Annotated in this window: 14 protein-coding genes; 6 read left to right on the top strand and 8 right to left on the bottom strand. The window is 72.9% G+C overall.

Annotation, left to right across the window (positions count from 1 at the left end; translation table 11 throughout):
- Positions 1-48: 48 nt before the first annotated feature.
- Both D8Y23_RS02630 and katG read left to right on the top strand, forming a co-directional pair.
- Entirely contained in the window at positions 49-510 is a 462-nt protein-coding gene (locus D8Y23_RS02630; RefSeq protein WP_128216620.1) for a Fur family transcriptional regulator, read from the top strand.
- Entirely contained in the window at positions 507-2,765 is a 2,259-nt protein-coding gene (katG, locus tag D8Y23_RS02625; RefSeq protein WP_128216619.1) for a catalase/peroxidase HPI, read from the top strand. Before D8Y23_RS02630 ends, katG begins: the two co-directional genes overlap by 4 nt.
- A 166-nt stretch (positions 2,766-2,931) precedes the next feature.
- Here katG and D8Y23_RS02620 read toward each other — a convergent pair whose 3' ends face one another.
- The 8 genes from D8Y23_RS02620 to D8Y23_RS02585 all read right to left on the bottom strand — a co-directional run bounded on the left by D8Y23_RS02620 (position 2,932) and on the right by D8Y23_RS02585 (position 13,118).
- Positions 2,932-3,891 (bottom strand): NAD-dependent epimerase/dehydratase family protein, encoded by a 960-nt coding sequence (locus D8Y23_RS02620; protein WP_128216618.1) that lies wholly within the window; start codon positions 3,889-3,891, stop codon positions 2,932-2,934.
- Complete coding sequence (locus D8Y23_RS02615) at positions 3,888-6,530, bottom strand: alpha/beta fold hydrolase (protein ID WP_128216652.1); 2,643 nt, start codon at positions 6,528-6,530, stop codon at positions 3,888-3,890. The genes D8Y23_RS02620 and D8Y23_RS02615 overlap by 4 nt, the downstream gene beginning before the upstream one ends.
- A gap of 20 nt (positions 6,531-6,550) precedes the next feature.
- A complete protein-coding gene (locus D8Y23_RS02610) occupies positions 6,551-7,573 on the bottom strand; it encodes a 3-oxoacyl-ACP synthase III (protein WP_128216617.1) in 1,023 nt (340 codons plus the stop codon).
- Positions 7,574-7,713: 140 nt separating this feature from the next.
- Complete coding sequence (locus tag D8Y23_RS02605; protein WP_128216616.1) at positions 7,714-9,015, bottom strand: DUF58 domain-containing protein; 1,302 nt, start codon at positions 9,013-9,015, stop codon at positions 7,714-7,716.
- The gene (locus D8Y23_RS02600; protein WP_428844461.1) at positions 9,015-10,034 is read right to left on the bottom strand and encodes an AAA family ATPase; all 1,020 of its coding nucleotides are present in this window, start codon (positions 10,032-10,034) and stop codon (positions 9,015-9,017) included. Before D8Y23_RS02600 ends, D8Y23_RS02605 begins: the two co-directional genes overlap by 1 nt.
- A complete protein-coding gene (locus D8Y23_RS02595; protein WP_128216615.1) occupies positions 10,031-11,194 on the bottom strand; it encodes a DUF4350 domain-containing protein in 1,164 nt (387 codons plus the stop codon). Before D8Y23_RS02595 ends, D8Y23_RS02600 begins: the two co-directional genes overlap by 4 nt.
- Complete coding sequence (locus tag D8Y23_RS02590; RefSeq protein ID WP_128216614.1) at positions 11,191-11,859, bottom strand: DUF4129 domain-containing protein; 669 nt, start codon at positions 11,857-11,859, stop codon at positions 11,191-11,193. Before D8Y23_RS02590 ends, D8Y23_RS02595 begins: the two co-directional genes overlap by 4 nt.
- Complete coding sequence (locus tag D8Y23_RS02585; protein WP_128216613.1) at positions 11,859-13,118, bottom strand: glycerophosphoryl diester phosphodiesterase membrane domain-containing protein; 1,260 nt, start codon at positions 13,116-13,118, stop codon at positions 11,859-11,861. Before D8Y23_RS02585 ends, D8Y23_RS02590 begins: the two co-directional genes overlap by 1 nt.
- A 161-nt stretch (positions 13,119-13,279) precedes the next feature.
- Here D8Y23_RS02585 and mtrA point away from each other — a divergent pair, with 161 nt between their 5' ends.
- From mtrA to D8Y23_RS02565, 4 genes are all read left to right on the top strand, one after another.
- Positions 13,280-13,960 carry an MtrAB system response regulator MtrA gene (mtrA, locus tag D8Y23_RS02580; RefSeq protein ID WP_128216612.1) on the top strand — a complete coding sequence of 227 codons (681 nt, stop codon included), beginning with the start codon at positions 13,280-13,282 and terminating at the stop codon, positions 13,958-13,960.
- A 43-nt stretch (positions 13,961-14,003) separates the two neighbouring features.
- Positions 14,004-15,653, top strand: a complete 1,650-nt coding sequence (gene mtrB, locus D8Y23_RS02575; protein ID WP_240663734.1) for an MtrAB system histidine kinase MtrB — start codon at positions 14,004-14,006, stop codon at positions 15,651-15,653.
- The gene (locus D8Y23_RS02570) at positions 15,650-17,308 is read left to right on the top strand and encodes an LpqB family beta-propeller domain-containing protein (RefSeq protein ID WP_128216610.1); all 1,659 of its coding nucleotides are present in this window, start codon (positions 15,650-15,652) and stop codon (positions 17,306-17,308) included. The genes mtrB and D8Y23_RS02570 overlap by 4 nt, the downstream gene beginning before the upstream one ends.
- Before the next feature lie 92 nt (positions 17,309-17,400).
- The gene (locus D8Y23_RS02565; protein ID WP_128216609.1) at positions 17,401-18,087 is read left to right on the top strand and encodes a ComF family protein; all 687 of its coding nucleotides are present in this window, start codon (positions 17,401-17,403) and stop codon (positions 18,085-18,087) included.
- The last annotated feature ends 62 nt before the right edge of the window (positions 18,088-18,149 follow it).

Genomic DNA, 18,149 nt, shown 5'->3' with positions numbered 1-18,149 from the left:
CCCCGGCGCGTCATTTTTGATTTAGTCAAAAATACGTAGGGTGGAACCATGCTCGACGATCGGACGGATGCCACGGACGACGCGCTTCTGCGTGGCGCGGGGCTGCGGGTCACCGCGACCCGTGTGGCGGTCCTGGGGGCCTTGCGCTCCCGCCCGCACGCCACCGCCGACGACGTCTTCGACGCCATCCGGGGCGCGCTCCCGGGCACCAGCATGCAGTCGGTGTACAACGCCCTCGGCGATTTCGCCGACGCGGGGTTGGCGCGCCGCATCGAGCCGGCCGGGCACCCCGGCATGTTCGAGCTGCGGGTCGGCGACAACCACCATCACGTCGTGTGCACCGGTTGCGGCCGAGTCGACGACGTGGACTGCGTCGTGGGTGCGGCCCCGTGCCTGCACGCGCCGGTGGGAAGCGGTTTCCTCATCGAGACCGCCGAAGTGACGTTCTGGGGGATCTGCCCCGAGTGTCGAGCATCGAACGAAGCCGATGAACCGAGAGGATCCCGATGAGCGACGCTCTGAACGGGTGCCCCGTCTTCCACGACGGTGCCGCCCCCGACGACAACCGACTGCCGGTGGGAGAAGCCCCCGCCGACAGCGAGCCGGCCGGCGCGCTGCCCCACCCGACCCGCGGGTCGGCAAACCGCGTCTGGTGGCCCGACAGCCTGAACGTGAAGATCCTCGCGAAGAACAACGCGCTGCGCGACCCGCTCGACGCCGACTTCGACTACCGCGCCGCCTTCGAGGCGCTCGACCTGGATGCCGTGAAGAAGGACATCCAGCAGGTCATGACGACCTCGCAGGACTGGTGGCCCGCCGACTTCGGGCACTACGGTCCCCTCCTGATCCGTATGGCCTGGCACAGCGCCGGCACCTACCGCGTGACCGACGGTCGTGGCGGCGCGGGCGCCGGCATGCAGCGGTTCGCGCCGCTGAACAGCTGGCCCGACAACGTCAACCTCGACAAGGCCCGCCGCCTGCTCTGGCCCATCAAGAAGAAGTACGGCCAGTCGATCTCCTGGGCCGACCTGATGATCCTCGCCGGGAACGTCGCACTGGAGGACATGGGCTTCCCCACCTTCGGCTTCGCCGGCGGGCGCGCCGACGTCTGGGAGCCCGACGACGACGTGTACTGGGGCCCCGAGACCACGTGGCTCGGCGACGAGCGGTACGCGGGCAACCGCGAACTCGAGAAGCCGCTCGCGGCCGTCCAGATGGGGCTCATCTACGTCAACCCCGAGGGACCCAACGGCAACCCCGATCCGCAACTTTCGGCACACGACATCCGCGAGACGTTCGGCCGCATGGCCATGAACGACGAGGAGACCGTCGCGCTCATCGCCGGTGGTCACACGTTCGGCAAGACCCACGGTGCCGCCAGCGACAGCAACGTCGGCCCCAACCCCGAGGCATCCGACATCGAAGACCAGGGCTTCGGGTGGAAGAACAGCCACGGCACCGGCAAGGGCGACGACACCATCACGAGCGGTCTCGAGGTCACCTGGACCTACCACCCGACCCGCTGGGACAACGAGTTCTTCCACATCCTCTTCGCGTACGAGTGGGAGCTCTTCCAGAGCCCCGCGGGTGCTCACCAGTGGCGTCCGAAGAACGGCGGCGGCGCCGACATGGTTCCTCTCGCCCACTCCGAAGGCCGCCGAGAGCCCCGCATGCTCACCAGCGACCTGGCGCTCCGCGTCGACCCGGCGTACGAGAAGATCTCGCGCCGGTTCGCGGAGGACCCGGCCGCCTTCCAGGATGCGTTCGCCCGCGCGTGGTTCAAGCTCACCCACCGCGACATGGGTCCGCGCGCCCGCTACCTCGGCTCCGAGGTCCCGGCCGAGGTCCTCGACTGGCAGGACCCCGTGCCCGCCGTCGACCACGCGCTCATCGACGCCGCCGACGCGGCGGCGCTGAAGCAGCAGATCCTCGACAGCGGTCTGTCCGTGCAGCAGCTTGTCACCACGACGTGGGCCGCCGCCTCGACCTTCCGCGGCAGCGACAAGCGCGGCGGCGTCAACGGCGCGCGCATCCGTCTCGAGCCGCAGAAGAACTGGACCGTCAACAACCCCGAGCAGCTGGCATCCGTGCTCTCGGTCCTCGAGAACGTCAAGGCCGAGTTCGACGCGCAGGCGGCGGGCGGCAAGAAGGTCTCGATCGCCGACCTGATCGTGCTGGCCGGCAACGCCGGTGTCGAGCAGGCCGCGCGTGCCGGAGGCGTCGACGTCGAGGTGCCCTTCACCCCGGGCCGCACCGACGCGACGCAGGAGCAGACCGACGTCGACTCGTTCCGCTGGCTCGAGCCCATCGCCGACGGCTTCCGCAACTACGCGTCGCGCGAGACGCGGCTCCCCGCCGAGTACCTGCTGCTGGACAAGGCCAACCTGCTGACGCTCACGGCTCCCGAGACGACCGTGCTCGTCGGGGGTCTGCGCGCGATCGGTGCGAACTGGGACGGCTCCGACTGGGGCGTGTTCACCGCGACTCCGGGCGCGCTGACCAACGACGTGTTCGTGAACCTCCTCGACCTCGGCACGACGTGGAAGCCGCTGGATGCGGGCAAGCACGCGTTCCAGGGCACGAAGGACGGCTCGGGCGAGACGGTGGGCATCGGCACGCGCGTCGACCTGGTGTTCGGCTCGAACTCGGAGCTTCGCGCGCTCGCCGAGGTCTACGCCTCGGACGACGCGAAGGCGAAGTTCGTGCACGACTTCGTCGCCGCATGGCGCAAGGTGACCGAGCTCGACCGGTTCGACCTGGTCTGAGTCCCGCATCCGGAAGGTCCGTCCCCGCTGCGGGCGGGCCTTCGGGATGCCGTCCGGACTGCCGATAAACGCCGTACCTCTCGAGACACGCGACGACACCGCGTGTCTCGAGAGGAATCGCGTTTATCGGCAGGGGCCGGGGGCGGCGGGGGACGGATGCCGAGAGCTAGGCGCGGGCGAGGCGGCGCAGTCCCTCGTCGATCGAGACGGCGGGCGTCCAGCGCAGGTCGCGGCGGATCTCGGTCTGGTCGAACCAGTGGGCGGTGGAGAGCTGCTCGGCGAGGAAGCGGGTCATGGGCGGTTCGTCGCTGCCCGGGCGCACGGCCCAGATCCGCTCGACGAGCCCGCCCGCGGCGCGCGCCAGCCCGGCGGGGACGCTGAACCGCGGCGGCCGGACACCCGCCGCCCGGCAGATCCCGGCGAGCAGGTCGCCCACGGGTCGCGGCTCACCGTTGGTGAGGACGTAGGCCCGCCCGCTGACCTTGTCGACGTGCGCGAGCGCCGCGACGATGCCGGACGCGGCGTTGTCGACGTACGTCGAGTCGATGAGGGCCGTCCCGCCGTTGAGCAGCGGCAGGCGGCCGCGCCGGGCGCGGTCGACGACGCGCGCGATGAGCTGCGTGTCGCCGGGGCCCCACACGAGGTGCGGTCGGATCGCGACGAGGGATGCGGTGTCCCCCGCGCGCGAGAGGGCGAGGAGCTCGGCCTCGGCCTTCGTGCGGGCGTACTCGCCGCGGGCCCCGACGGGATCGGCGGGCTCGGCGCCCACCCCCGCCAGAGCGTGCCCGGCGTGGGCGACCGACGGCGACGAGACGTGCACGATGCGCGAGACACCGGCCGCCGCAGCGGCGTCCAGGAGTGTGCGCGTTCCCTCGACGTTGACCGCGCGGAACTCGGCCGGGTCGCCCGCGAGCGACACCTTCGCGGCCAGATGCACGACGGCGTCGACTCCGGCGACCGCGGCGGACGTGGCATCCGGGTCGGTCACCGAGCCCCGGCGATCGTCGGCGCCGACGACACCCGAGGGGCGGCGCTGGAGCGTGCGCACGTCGTGCCCGGCGTCCTGGAGTGCGCGCACGACCGCGCGTCCGAGGAACCCGGACGCGCCGGTGGCCAGGACCTTCACGGCGTCGTCGGCCGTTCGCCGGCCAGGATCCGCTCGGCCCACGCGGAGAGCCGTGAGCGATCGATCTTGGAGTTGTGGCGGATGTCGGTGGGAAGCGACGGCACGACCAGCACCGCCGCCACCGGCTGCGACGTCGCCGCCCGGACGACTTCGCCGAGCCCCGCGGATGCCACGCCCGCGCGCCGCACGCCGGGCTCGCGTTCGAGTACGACGACGACCACCTGACGGCCCACCGGGCCGACGCCGACGGCGGCGGCGCGGACCACGCCGGACACCGCCTCGACGTCCTGTTCGATGCCGACGGGGGTGACCGGCCCCTGGGGTGTCGTGATGACGTGGGGGAGTCGCCCCTCGATCCACAGTCGTCCGTCGGCATGGAGGTGACCGACGTCGCCCGTGCGGTGCCAGCGACCCCGGAGGTCGCCGAGGTCGCGGGTCGCCTCCCGGTCGGTGAGATGCAGCCGGAAGTAGCCGCGCTTCAGGTGCGGGGCGCTGATGACGACCTCGCCGGTGACACCGGCGTCCGTCGTCGGGGTGCCGGTGGCGCGCCCGTCGGCGTCCAGAGCGGCGATGCGCACGCGACCGCGGCCGATCGGCCGCCCCACGCACACGCCGCGATCGCCGGATGCCGCGGCATCCTCGATCTCGGGGAGCGTGACGTCGGCCACGAGCAGGCACTCGGTCATGCCGTACGGCGTGTGCGCCGTCGCGTTCGGCATGAGCTGCTGAGCCTGGCGCAGCAGGGGCGTGCCCACCGGCGCCCCGGTCGACAGGAACGTCTCCACGCGCGCGAGGGCGGCGCGCTCCTCGGGGCCGAGCGCCGAAGCGGTGGCGACTACGTTGCGCACCGCTGCGGGGGAGAGGAACACGATGCGCGCGTCCGAGGCGCGGACCGCCGCGGCTACGGCGGCGGCCGTCAGGGTCCGCGGCGCGGAGACGTCCATGTCGGGGGTCGCCGAGCGTGTGCCGAGCGCCGGCCCGAGGAGGGCGAAGGGAGCGAAGCCGGTCACGAGCCCGGTGTCGGGTCCGACGTCGAAATGCTCTGCCAGGGCGTCGCGCAGCGACGACAGTTGGCGATGCGTGTAGACGACGCCCTTCGCCGGTCCCGTCGACCCTGAGGTGAAGAGCACGGCGGCATCAGCGTCCGCGGTCGGCGGTGCCGGGAGGGGCTGACCGCGCCCCGCGCGGGCGACGTCGGCCAGGCTCGCTTCGACACCCAGCGCCCGCATCGTCGCGGCGGGGAGGGCCACTGCCGACAGTCGGCGTCCCGGCCAGCCGAGGGCCCGCGCGGCCGACAGCCCCGCGAGCTCGCCGATCACCACGTCGGGAACCGCCCCGCGGACCGCGCGGGACAGGCCCCGGATGCCGAGCCCCCGGTCGGCCACGACGACGACGGCCCCGATGCGCAGGCACGCGTACAGCACGGCGGTGAGCGTGGGTCCGGGCGGGACGAGGAGCGAGACGCGGTCGCCGGCGCGGACGCCCAGCACGTCCAGACCCGCGGCCAGCTCGTCGACGCGGGCAGCGAGCCGCCGCCAGCTGACCCGGAGCCCCGCGCCACCGAAGCCCGTGGACATGTCGATGACCGCGACATCGTCGTCGTCGCGCCGAGCCGTGAGCGCCTCCCACAGGGGCGCGGGGGCGGGCTCGTCGGCGTCCGCGCCGTCTGCCGTCGCGAGCGCCGGTGCCGGGGAGCCGGCATCCACAAAGCCCTTCTCGGCGAGCCAGTCGAGCACCGCCTCGGCGTACGGGCGTTCTTCGGCCATCAGGTGCCCGGCGCCCTCGTAGCGGTGCACGTCGGCGTGGGGCAGCCGGTCGAGGAGGTCATCGAGGTGGGACTCGAGGAACACGGGGTCCTTCGGTCCGCGCAGCAGGAGGGCGGGGACGTCGAGGTCGCGCAGCCCGGCGGACAGGGCCCTCAACGCCGGCGTGCTCTCGTCAGCGGCCGTCGCCGGGATGTCCGCGACGAACCCGCCGATCCCGCGACGCCGGGCGGCGGTGGCGTACGGAGCGCGGAAGGCCGCGCGCACCGCAGGATCGAGGTCGGCGAGGGCCAGGGTCGTGTCCAGGAACGCGGTCGTGCCCGTCGTCCCGGCGGCGAGCACACCGCGTGCGGTGGCGACGCGCAGCGGGAACGGCAGGGGAGCGTCGTCGGGGTGGTGCACCGCCGTGTTCAGCGCGATCACCGCGGCGAGCCGCTCTCGGTGGCGGACCGCCCACCCCAGCGACACCGGCCCGCCCCAGTCGTGCCCGATGGTCACGATCGGATCGTGGATGCCGAGGGCGTCGACGAGGCCGGCCAGATCGGTGATGCGCTGATCGAGCGTGCGCCGGAGGTCGGTGCGGTCGGAGAAGCCCATCTCGAGCTGGTCCACGGCGACGACGCGCCAGGCGGGATCGCCCGCGTCGGCGCGCGCGAGCGACGCGGTCACCAGCGCCCGCCACAGATACGACCAGGTCGGGTTGCCGTGCACGGCGACGATCGTGCCCACCGGAGTGATCCCGCGGCGCTCGAGCGCTGCGCCGGTGTCGAGGACGTGCCACGTGCGCCGGCTCCCGGCGTCGGCGCCCGCTCCGTCGACCTCGACGAGCCGGGACGACGCCGGGTCGAGACCGGGCAGGCCGGCCGGGGGACGCATCGCGGACGGGCCGGTGATGATCACCAGGCCAGCTCCAGCATCCCGGTGTTCAGCCCGGAGCCCACTCCCATCAGCAGCACGCGATCGCCGCGGCGCAGGGTGTTCTGCTCGGCGGCCAGGGTGATCGGGATCGAGGCGGGGCCGACGTTGCCGAGGTGCGGGTAGGTCACGGGCACCCGGCCGCGGTCGAGCTTCGCCGCCCGGACGATCGCGGACGTGTGCACCGACGACACCTGGTGGGTGACGTAGCGGTCCATCCCCGTCCACGAGAACTCGCCCTTCGCCTCCTTCCACGCCGACACGACGAGGTCGAGGCCGCCCTTGAGGAGCGCCTTGGCGTCGGTGAACATGCCGTCGACGCTGCCGACGCACAGGTCGTAGAATTCCGTCGCCGCGCGCGTGACGCCGCCGACGATCCGGTGCCCCTCGGGGTGGTCGCTGGCGCGCCCGAGCACCGCGGCCGCGGCACCCGAACCGAGCGTCAGCGACGCGAACTCCTGCATGAAGGCGTCGCGGTCGAGGTCTTCGCGCACCAGCCGATTGATCGTGTTGACCTGGATCTCGTCGGCATCCTCGCCGTTGACGATGAGGGCGTACTTGACCTGTCCGGACTGGATCATGCCGGCCGCGAGGCTCATGCCGTTGATGAACCCCAGGCAGGCGTTGGCGACGTCGAAGTTGATCGCCGAACTCGGCAGCCCGAGGCCGTGGTGCAGGCGCACCGCGACCGAGGGCTCGAGGTGTTTGCGCGTCACGGAGGTGTTGATGATGAGGCCGACCTCGCTCGGGTCGACCCCCGCTTCGGCGAGGGCCTGCTTGCCCGCGGCGATCGTCGCCTCGTCGGAGGACTCGCCCTCGGCCCAGTTGCGCCGCTCGACGACCCCGGCGACGCGGCGCAGGAGCCCCGGCTTGAGCTTCAGCCGCGACAGCGCGGGCGCCAGCCTCTCCTCGATGTCGTCGGACGTGGTCACGCGGCTGGGCAGCACACTGGCGACCGAGACGAGGGCCACGTCGTCGAAGCGGGTGGTGGCGTTTCCTGGCAAGAGAGCTCCCGCATCCTGTGCGTCGACGGCCGAGCCGCGCGCGGAGGGACACGTCGGCGGCCGAAAGGGTACCCCCCAGGATAGGCCGCGACGTATGCGACCGGGTGCATGGGGGGTGGTGTGCTACGCGCCGGTGATCGTCAGAGGCGCCCCGCCGCCTTGAGGGCCAGGTAGCGGTCGGCCACGAGCGGGGGGAGATCCTCTGCCGACGCTGCGACGGCGTCGCCGCCGGCTCGCTCCACCGCCGCGCGGACACGATCCGCGTCGGACCGCGCCCGCTCGACGGCGGCCGCGGCATAGACGGCCTGGACGTCGAGACGTTCGGGGGTCTCACCCGGGCCGTCGGTGGCCGTGGCCACCAGGAGACGCGAGCGTCGTGCGACCGCGGGGAGGGAGGCGAGGAACGCTCGCGCGGCCTCGGCATCGTCGGCGGCGGTCAGCAGCACGACCAGCGCGGGGCGCTGCGTGAAACCGCGCACCTGGGCGAAAGCGGCATCCCAATCGGTGTCGATGAGCTGCGGCTCGACGGGCGCCATCGCGTCGACGAGGGCGGGCAGGAGCTGCGCGCCGTCGACACGGGTCACGCGCGCCCGGGTCAGGCGGTCGAACATCAGCAGGTGCACGTGGTCGCCCGCCCGCGCCGCGAGAGCCGACAGGAGCAGCGCGGCCTCCATCGCCGCGTCCAGGCGTGTGCCGTCCCCCACCCGGGCCGCCGCCGTCCGCCCGGTGTCGATGACGATCACGACGTGCCGGTCGCGTTCGGGACGCCAGGTGCGCAGCATCGTCGTCCCCGCGCGCGCGGTGGCTCGCCAATCGATCGAGCGCACGTCGTCGCCGCGGACGTACTCGCGCAGGCTGTCGAACTCGGTGCCCGCCCCGCGCACCTGCAGGGTCGTGTTGCCGTCGAGTTCGCGCAGACGAGCGAGCCGCGAGGGCAGATGCCGTCGTGAGGTGAACGGCGGCAGGACGCGCACTCGCGTCGGCGCGGCGACCGTGGCCTGCCGCCCCGCCAGGCGCAGCGGGCCCTCCGACCGCACGACGACGAAGTCGCTGCGCAGTTCTCCCCGTCGCCGCGGCAGGAGGGACAACCGCGCGCCCCGGCGTTCGCCGGGCGGCACGAGGTACTCCAGCCGTTCGGGCGGCGCGCCGGCGGTCGGCTGCCACGCGTCGCGGACGCGGGCGCGCAGCAGGCGCCGACCGAGATTGCGTACCCGCACCTCGCCGTCGACGGGCTGATCGCGCAGCGCCCGCTCGGGGAGGGTCCGGGTGATCTCCAGCGTGCGCGGGTTCGCCGCCAGGAGGACATCGGATGCCACGAGCGCCACGCACAGCAGGAGCCATCCGCCGACCACGGCCCACGGCGAGGCCCCCGCGGTCGACAGCAGGATCACCGGAACGGCCCCGAGCGCGATGAACAGGGCCAGGCGACCGGTGACGTACATCAGAGCGGGACGCGCGTCTGCTGCAGCACCGAGGTGAGCACCGCATCCACCGAGACGCCCTCGATCTCGGCCTCGGGCCGCAGCCGGATACGGTGCCGCCACACGGGAACGAGCATCGTCTGCACGTGGTCGGGGGTGATGGCGGGGTAGCCGCCGAGCCACGCCCACGCCTTCGCTGCGGCGAGCAGCCCGGTCGAGGCCCGCGGGCTCACGCCCAGCAGAACGGACGGACTCTGCCGCGTGGCGCGAGCGAGATCGACCACGTAGCCGAGCACGTCGTCGGCGACGGCGACGGACGCCGCCGCGCGCTGCGCCGCCAGGATCTCGGGCGCGGTCACGACGGCATCCATCCCCGCATCGTCGAGGCGGCGCGGGTCGAAACCGCCCGCGTGGCGCCGCAGCACGTCGACCTCGGCGTCGCGGCCCGGGAGGTCGACGACGAGCTTGAGCAGGAAGCGGTCGAGCTGGGCCTCGGGCAGCGTATAGGTGCCCTCGTGCTCGACCGGGTTCTGCGTCGCCGCGACCAGGAACGGGTCGGGGAGTCGGCGACTGACTCCGTCGGACGAGACCTGACGTTCCTCCATCGCCTCCAGGAGCGCGGCCTGCGTTTTCGGCGGCGTGCGGTTGATCTCGTCGGCGAGCAGCACGTGCGTGAACACCGGGCCCGCGCGGAACTCGAACTCGCCGGAGCGGGCGTCGTAGACCAGCGAGCCCGTGACGTCGCCGGGCATGAGGTCGGGCGTGAACTGCACGCGCCGCGTGTCGAGACCGAGCGCGCGACTGAACGAGCGGACGAGCAACGTCTTCGCCACGCCCGGCACGCCCTCCAGCAGCACGTGTCCGCGGGCGAGAAGGGCGATGAGCAGACCCGTGATGGTGCCGTCCTGGCCGACCACGGCCTTGCCGACCTCGGTGCGCACGCGGTGCATCGCCTGCCGGAGCTCGGCGTCCGGGGCGTCTCCCGGGGCGGATGCCGTGGCGGCGGTGTCGTCGGGAGAGCCGAGAGGACTGTCGGTCATCGGGGGGTCCTTTCCGTTCGGAGGGTCGCGTCGACGCTCGTCTCGAGATCGCGCAGGCGGTCGCTGGCGGCGACGAGGTCGCGGTCGGTGTGGGGGAGATCGTCGATGAGGATGCCGTGCACGACCGCCCGGTCGGCCCCGAGCCGTTCGGCGACGGCGTCGGCGAGCTGCCCCGCCGGCGTGCGCGCCGACATGCCCAGTCGGCGCACGAGGCGGCGGCGGGTGGCTCGGCGGAGTTCGTCCAGCGCGTGGGCGGCGTCGCCCGAGGCGGCGTACAGACGCGCGCGGCCCTCGGTGGTCTCGTTCGCACGGACGGTGACCGGGAGGCGCTCGGTGACGAGGGGGCCGAACCGACGCCCGCGCCAGAGGGCGGCAGCAACCCCGGCGACGAGCAGCAGCACCATCACGGGGGTCACCCACGGGGGAGTGAGGTCGCCGATCGTGGGGACCTCGGCTCCGGTGTCGGCGTCGGCGGGGGACGGGACGTACCAGACCACGGTGGGCGAGCCCCCGAGCAGTCCGAGCGCCAGGGCGGCGTTGCCGTCGAGGGGCAGGACGCGATTCGTGAGCACGGAGAAGCCGTCGACCGCCGTCACGGTGCCCGCGCCGTTCTCTCGGACCAGGACGCCGAATCCGCCGTCGGTCGGGTAGCAGCCGGTCACGCCGTCACCGGGCAGATACAGCTCGCCGGTGCGGGCCGGTCCCGCGGTGCGGGCCGCGGGGGTCTCGCACGACGGCTCGACGGTGCGGTCGTCGACGACATCGGCGAGCGAGGATCCCGCGAGGAGGACATCGAGGCTGCGCGAGCGGGGCTCGATCAGGACGACGTCGCTCGCGCTCTCCGCCAGGCGCTCGAGGGTGGCGTCCGACAGCGTGGGCGCATCGCGCATGACCAGTGTCGCCGGGGCGGCGGCGAGCTCGCGCTCGGCCGCGGCGAGGTCGCGCGCGACGACGACGCGCACTCCCTGCTGCTCGAGCAGGCGGGTCACGGCGCGGGTTCCGTCGGGAGCGGGTGCGGCCGGGTCGAGCGCATCGCGCGGCGTCCACCCCCCGAACACCAGCAGCGTCCCGAGCAGTCCGACGATGCCCAGCGCGGCGATCAGGGCGATCCACCCCGCGCCGACGCGGCGGCGGGTGGGTGGGGCGAGGACGGCCGTCACGACCCTGCCACCGCGGCCTCGGTGGGTGCGGGCCGGGAGCGCACGGCGTCGTCGTCGAGGCGTCGGACCCGCTCGTACGCCTCGCCGGTGCCCGGACGGCCGAGGTAGCGGACGTCGTCGAAGACGGCGGCGCCCTCGGCCGCCGGACCGCCGAGCGCGGGCAGTCTCTCGCCTGCGGATCGCGCGAAGGCCCGGGCGGTGGCACCGGGCGGGGGGTCGACGATACCGCGTTCGGTGAGTCCGCGCGCGAACGCACGGAACCGCAGCACGATCGCTTCGTCCCAGTCGCCGCGGTCGGCCGCCGCAACGGCTCCGGCGCGGAGTTCGTCGGCGGAGCGTCCGTCGTCGTCGTCGAAGAGGGCGCGGGCGGCGGGACGGGCCGCCACGCTCCGGCGGGGGCGTCCCCAGATCAGCAGACCCACGACGACCGCCGCGATGGCGAGGACCGCCAGCACGACGAAGGCCCACGGGCCCCACTCGCCCGACACGGGAGCGGAGAACAACCCCTCGAGGAACTCGCGTACCGCACGGGCCGCGCGGTCGAAGGCGGTCGGCTCGGCTGCCTGGTACACCGGATCGGCGAGTTCGCGCTCGGCCCACTCCCGCGCCTCGTCGGCGTCGGGGAGCAGCGGCGCGGCGCTCGACAGAAGCGGGAGAGCACCCATCACGAGCCCGGGGGCGTGCCGGGCGCCGCCCACGCGGTCGGGTCGGTCGGCGGTGACGCGGATGCCGGCGGAGCGGCGGCCGGCGGCGCGCCGGGGGCCTGCGGCGCGGGGGCCTGCGGCGGTGCGGCGGCCTGCGGCGCGCCGGGGGCGGGCGGTGCGGGCCACCCCGAGGCGGTGGCCGCGGGCGACCCGGGCGCGGGCCACGCCGGCGCGGGGGTGAACGTGCGTCCGACGCCCACGCGGAACGGATCGCGCAGCCCGGAGGCGCCGGCGTCGCGGGCTTCAACGTACGCCGCCAGGTCGTGGTCGAGGCCCTCGACCCGCATCCGCGCGTCGACGTAGACCAGGACGGCCGAGGTCGACTGGACGACGACGGCGATGCACTGGACGAGCAGGATGCCGATCTGCCCGGCGAGCTGGATGACGACGAAGGCGACCAGTGAACTGGGGTCGTCGGCGCCGGTCGGCGCGACGATCGTCGAGATCCCGCCCGACAGCAGGCCGAGCGGGAACGAGATGACCTGCGCGACGAAGCCGAACGCGAGCGAGATGATGACGATGACGCCGAACGTCGACCAGAACCGTCGCCGGGTCAGCACCCAGGAACGAGCAATGGCGCGACGGATGCCGACGCCCTCGAGGATCATCGCCGACGGGACGAGGAACAGCTTCGTCGCCAGCCACAGGTACAGCGGGATGAGTCCGAGGGCGAACAGCACGCCGAGGACGATCCCGAGGGGAAGGAGCGCCAGGCCCGCGAGGACGGCGATCCCGCCCAGGACCGCGAGCACGACCGTCGCGGCCAGCAGGGTGAGGAGCGCATAGCCGAGCAGCGGGAGGAACACGGGCCGTACGTGACGCCACGCGTCGCGCAACGTGGGCTTCTGCGCGACCACGGCGGCGGCGACGTCCGCGACCACCACGGCTTGCACCAGCACGCTCAGGGTTCCCGCGAGCGCACCCAGAACGAGCGCCGCGACCCCGGTGAGAGCGACCGACCCGGTCAGTACCGCGTCGAACTCGTCGCTGCCCGGCACGAGCGTGTCGAGCCGGGCGAAGCTGGCGACGGCCACCGCGGCTAGCGCAGCGGTGACGATCAGGTAGGCGACGGTCTGGACGACCAGCGCGAAACCCAGGAGCACCCGCGGGTTGTGGCGCAGGGCGACGAAGGAGCGGCCGAGAATCGTCCCGAAGCCGTACGGATGCAGGGGGACGATGCCGGCGCGCGAGGCCGGCGTCCAGGCGGGGTACGCGGTCACGGTGGCGCCTCCTCGGCGGTGGGCTTCGACCTTCATCGTGTCACACACGCCCGACACGCTCGGCTCCCTTCCCGACGCGTCGACTACGCTCGGGGTGATGCGCCCCACCCGCGGCGCGTTGCCCGTTCTCGAACGGGTCCGAGACGGAAGACGTACACCCGATGACTTCACGGATCCTGGTTGTCGACGACGACACCGCGCTCGCCGAGATGATCGGCATCGTGCTGCGCACCGAAGGATTCGACACCGTGTTCTGCGCCGACGGTGCGCAAGCGGTCGACGCGTGGCGCGCCGAGCGCCCCGATCTCATCCTTCTGGACCTCATGCTGCCCGGCGTGGACGGTATCGAGATCTGCACGCGCGTGCGCGCGGAATCCGGCATCCCGATCATCATGCTGACGGCCCGAACCGATACCGCCGACGTCGTGAAGGGTCTCGAGTCGGGAGCCGACGACTACATCGTCAAGCCTTTCAATCCCAAGGAACTGGTCGCCCGCATCCGCACGCGCCTCCGGCCCGCGCAGGCCCCGGTCGATGAGACGCTGCGCATCGGCGACCTCGTCGTCGACGTCGCCGCGCACGAGGTCCGTCGCGGCGACACCCCGATCGCCCTCACACCGTTGGAGTTCGAGCTCCTCGTCGCGCTGGCCGAGAAGCCGCAGCAGGTCTTCTCGCGCGAGATGCTGCTCGAACAGGTGTGGGGCTACCACTACAAGGCCGACACCCGCCTCGTGAACGTCCACGTGCAGCGCTTGCGGGCCAAGATCGAGGCCGATCCCGACAACCCGCGCATCGTCACCACCGTGCGCGGGGTGGGGTATCGCGCCGGCGCGGTGGCTTGAGGCGCTCATGACGGGCGCGGTGCGCACGCTCCCGATGCCACGGATGAGGCAGCCGGTGGACTGGCGCGGCATCCGCGACCGTCTCGCCACGCTGTGGCGACGGTCGTTGCGATTCCGCACCATCGTGATCACGGTCGCCCTGACGGCCGCGACGATCCTCGTCACGTGCGTGGCCATGGCCCTCGTGATCCAAAACGAGCTGTTCACTGCGCGGAAGGACCAGGTGCTCCTGGAAGCCCAGCGCGCGACCGCCGCCGCACAGGCGACGCTCGACGCGGCCGTGGACTCCACCGACCCCGCCGCGGCGCAGACGCTGATGAACGGGATCGCCACGCGCCTGTCGCAGCAGTCCTCGAGCGACCTCATCGCCCTCTACCGCATCGGCCCGCCGTCGCCGTTGGCACCGCAGCCGTTCATCTCGCCCGCGTTCGAGTCCGCGATCGTCACGGACGCCCTGCGCACTCAGGTGCAGTCCAACCCCGACCTGCAGTGGTGGCAGTCCGTCGCGCTCCCGGCCGAGGCGGGCCGCGAGGTTCCCGGCATCCTGGTCGGTCATCAGCTGCGCTTCCCCGCCGACGACGGGGTCGACTACTACGAGTTGTACATGGGCTACGACCTCACGAGCGCCTCGCAGACGCTCGCGTTCGTGCAGGTGCTGCTGTGGGTCGTCGGCCTCGTGCTCGTCGTGCTCATCGGAGCCATCGCCTGGGTGGTGCTGCGGTCGGTGACGACTCCCATCGCGGATGCCGCGGAAACGAGCGCGAAGCTCGCTGCGGGCGACCTCGGGGTGCGGCTGCCCGTGCGCGGCGAGGACGAGCTGGCGACGCTGAACCGATCGTTCAACGCCATGGCCGACAGCATCGAGTCGCAGATCAAAGAACTCGCCGACCTCTCGCTCGTGCAGCAGCGGTTCGTGTCCGACGTCTCCCACGAACTGCGCACCCCGCTCACCACTATCCGGCTGGCCGCCGACATGATCAACGACCAGCGCGGCGAGTTCGAGCCGGCCACCGCGCGCGCGGCCGAGCTCCTGCACGCGCAGGTGCAGCGGTTCGAGCTCCTCCTGGCCGACCTGCTCGAGATCAGTCGCTACGACGCCGGGTCGGTGCAGCTCGAGCTCGAGCCCACGAGCCTCGCGCATCTCGCCGAGGACGTCATCGCGTCGATGGAGCAGCTCGCCCACCAGCACGGCAGCGACGTGCGCCTCGTCGCACCCGGGGGATACACCCCGATCGACATGGACGGGCGTCGCGTCCGCCGCATCGTGCGGAATCTCCTCGGCAACGCCATCGAGCACGGGGAGGGGCGTCCGATCGTCGTCTCCGTCGACAGCGACCGGGATGCCGTCGCCCTCAGCGTCCGCGATTTCGGTCTGGGCATGCGGGCCGACGACATGGAGCGCGTCTTCGACCGGTTCTGGCGGGCCGATCCGTCGCGCGTGCGCACGATCGGGGGAACGGGACTCGGCCTCTCGATCGCGCTCGGGGATGCGCGGCTGCACGGCGGAACGCTCGCGGTGTGGTCGGAGCTCGGACACGGCTCGAACTTCGTGCTGACGCTCCCGCGCGACGGTCGCCCGCTCGGCGGATCGCCCCTGCCTCTCGTCCCGGACGACGAGCAGGGCGGCGTGCTCGAGGCCCTGGGGCTGACCCAGCCCATCTCGCTCGGACGGACCGGAAGGGCCACCTCGTGAAGCGCGCTCTCGCGGGGCTCGGCCTCCTCCTGGTGCTGGTCCTGTCCGCCTGTACCGGCCTGCCCACCACCGGGTACGTCAATCCCGGTCGCGGCCCGGAGGGCGATGAGACGCAGCAGTTCGCGTTCGTGCCGGACGGCCCGCAGGACGACGCCTCGCCCGCCGAGATCGTCGAGGGCTTCCTCCGCGCGGGATCGGGCCCGGCCGACGACTGGGCCACCGCCAAGCTCTTCCTCGCCCCGGGCACCCAGTGGGACCCGCGCGCCCGCGTCACGATCGATCGTCTCGTCGACCGCCGCGCGACCGCCGTCCCCGACGGATCGTCGGTGAGCGTGCAGCTGTCCACGGTCGCCGGAGTGGATGCCGACGGGGCCTACTCTCCGGCGGTCACCGGGGCGATCGAGAGCCTGTCGTTCGCGCTGTCCCGCGTCGACGATCAATGGCGCATCACATCGGCGCCCGACGGCGTCGTGCTCTACGAAGAGGTCTTCCCGACCGTCTACCAGGCGGCATCCGTGGCCTACTTCGATCCGACGTTCAGCTTCATCGTCCCCGACGTGCGCTGGTTCCCCCGGCCGTTGGTGGCCAGCCGGGTCACGACCGCACTCGTCGACGGCCAGCCGAGCTCGTGGCTCGCCGGTGCCGTCCGGAACGCCTTCCCCGACGAACTGTCCCTGGTCGGGCGCTCCGTGACGCTGTCGTCGACCGGAGTCGCGCAGGTGCAGCTGCCGCAGGCGGCGCTGAGCCTCGACCGGACGACGCTGGACCGCATGCAGACGCAGCTGACCCGGAGCCTCGTCACCGCGGGCATCAGCGAGGTGCAGATGACCGTCGACGGCACGCCGATCACCGCGACCGAGCTCCCGGTCAAGGTCACGCGCGTCGACCCCTCGCCCGCGGTCCTGACGATGGACGGCACCTTTGGGGTTCTCAGCGGCGAGAACGTGGACGCGATCCCGACGCTCTCGGACGCGGTGGAGACGCTCGACCCCACGAGCATCGAACTGGAGGCCGACCGCAGTCTCGCGGCCGTGCTCACGCAGCAGGGCACCGTGGCGAGCGCGCTCGCGGACGGGAGGACCTTCCTCCTGGATGACCGGCCCGGGCTGGTCGCCCCCTCCATCGATTCCGACGGCGCGATCTGGAGCGTTCCGCGCACCGCACCGTCGCAGGTGCGCGCGTACACGCCCGAGGGTGTTCCGCGCGACATCGGCAACGCGTGGCCGGATGCCTCCGAGGTGGCGGCGTTCCAGATCTCGCGCGACGGTACGCGCATCGCCGCGGTGGTCACCGTCGCGGGCGTTCGCGAGGTGTGGCTCGCGGGGATCGTGCGAGAGGGCGCCGCGATCAGCCTGGGTCCGCCGCACGTGCTGTCGTTCTCGGAGCCCGGCGCGTTCGACCTGTCCTGGCTCGACGACACCACCGTGGGGGTGCTGACGTCCGTCGACGGCGTGGCGCGCCTCGATGAACTGAACGTCGGCGGTCGCGGCACGGTGGGGCCGGTCCCCGAGAACGCGAAGGCGATCGCCGGCGGCAGCGCCAGCGTGCGCGTCCTCGACGATACGGGGCGTCTGTTCAGTCGTCGCGGAAGCTCGTGGACCCTGGTCGCCACCGACATCCGCGTGCTCGCGGGGCAGCAGGGCACGACCTCCTGACCCCTCCTCCCGGGGTGTCGGATCCGCGGACTCGTCCCCGGATCGCCGGGGTGGGCCCGCGCGCGCACGGCACCGCGCGGCAATGTTCCCGTATGGCTTCATCCGACCCGGTGTCGTGGGCACGCGACGCACGCGCGGCCCTGGCGGGTGCGGTGGCGTTCTGGTTCCCGGTCGCCTGTGCGGGGTGCGGCGCGCTGGACGTCGACCTGTGCGACGGATGCCGCGCGGCGCTGGCACCTCGACTACGCCGACGGGTCCTGCTGCCCGGCGTCGAGGTCGTCAGCGCCCTCGAATTCGACGGTGTCGCCGCCCGCGTCATCCGCGCTCTCAAGGCGGAGGGGCGCACAGGTCTGGCCACCGCGCTCGCCCCCGCGCTGGCCGCCGCGCTCGCGGCCGCGTCGCCCGAGGGGGCGACCATCACGACCGTTCCCTCCTCGCGCGCGGCCGTCCGTCGGCGCGGCTACCGCCCCGTCGACCTCCTCGCGCGTCGAGCGGGCGCCCGTCCCCGGCCGCTGCTGCGGGTCGGCCGCGCCGCCGCCGATCAGCGCGGGCTCGACCGCGCCGCCCGTCGCGCGAACGTCGCGGGAGCTTTCGTGGCGCGCTCGCCGACAGCCGGTCGTGTCATCGTCATCGACGACGTGCTCACCACGGGAGCCACGCTCGTCGAGGCGGTCGGGGTGCTGCGTGCCGCCGGTGCCCACGAGGTGATCGCCGTCACGCTCGCGTACACGCCGGGGCGTGGCGGATCCTCACGTGAATCGGAGGTGATTGCCACGTGACAGGTCGGTGTCCATCCGACTACCGTGGGAGGGACTGAAGGCGACGGCTGTTCCGCCCTTAG

The organism is Microbacterium enclense (genome assembly GCF_004022425.1).
In the GTDB taxonomy this organism is placed as follows: Bacteria; Actinomycetota; Actinomycetes; order Actinomycetales; family Microbacteriaceae; genus Microbacterium; species Microbacterium enclense_A.
This window is presented reverse-complemented; position numbering and strand designations above follow the sequence as displayed.

What these genes read in the sequence shown, in the direction of transcription:
- D8Y23_RS02600 (WP_428844461.1), bottom strand. Translation starts at nt 10,034, where the DNA reads ATGACCGACAGTCCTCTCGGCTCTCCCGACGACACCGCCGCCACGGCA.
- mtrA (WP_128216612.1), top strand. Translation starts at nt 13,280, where the DNA reads ATGACTTCACGGATCCTGGTTGTCGACGACGACACCGCGCTCGCCGAG.
- D8Y23_RS02605 (WP_128216616.1), bottom strand. Translation starts at nt 9,015, where the DNA reads ATGTACGTCACCGGTCGCCTGGCCCTGTTCATCGCGCTCGGGGCCGTT.
- katG (WP_128216619.1), top strand. Translation starts at nt 507, where the DNA reads ATGAGCGACGCTCTGAACGGGTGCCCCGTCTTCCACGACGGTGCCGCC.
- mtrB (WP_240663734.1), top strand. Translation starts at nt 14,004, where the DNA reads ATGAGGCAGCCGGTGGACTGGCGCGGCATCCGCGACCGTCTCGCCACG.
- D8Y23_RS02590 (WP_128216614.1), bottom strand. Translation starts at nt 11,859, where the DNA reads ATGGGTGCTCTCCCGCTTCTGTCGAGCGCCGCGCCGCTGCTCCCCGAC.
- D8Y23_RS02565 (WP_128216609.1), top strand. Translation starts at nt 17,401, where the DNA reads ATGGCTTCATCCGACCCGGTGTCGTGGGCACGCGACGCACGCGCGGCC.
- D8Y23_RS02630 (WP_128216620.1), top strand. Translation starts at nt 49, where the DNA reads ATGCTCGACGATCGGACGGATGCCACGGACGACGCGCTTCTGCGTGGC.
- D8Y23_RS02615 (WP_128216652.1), bottom strand. Translation starts at nt 6,530, where the DNA reads ATGCGTCCCCCGGCCGGCCTGCCCGGTCTCGACCCGGCGTCGTCCCGG.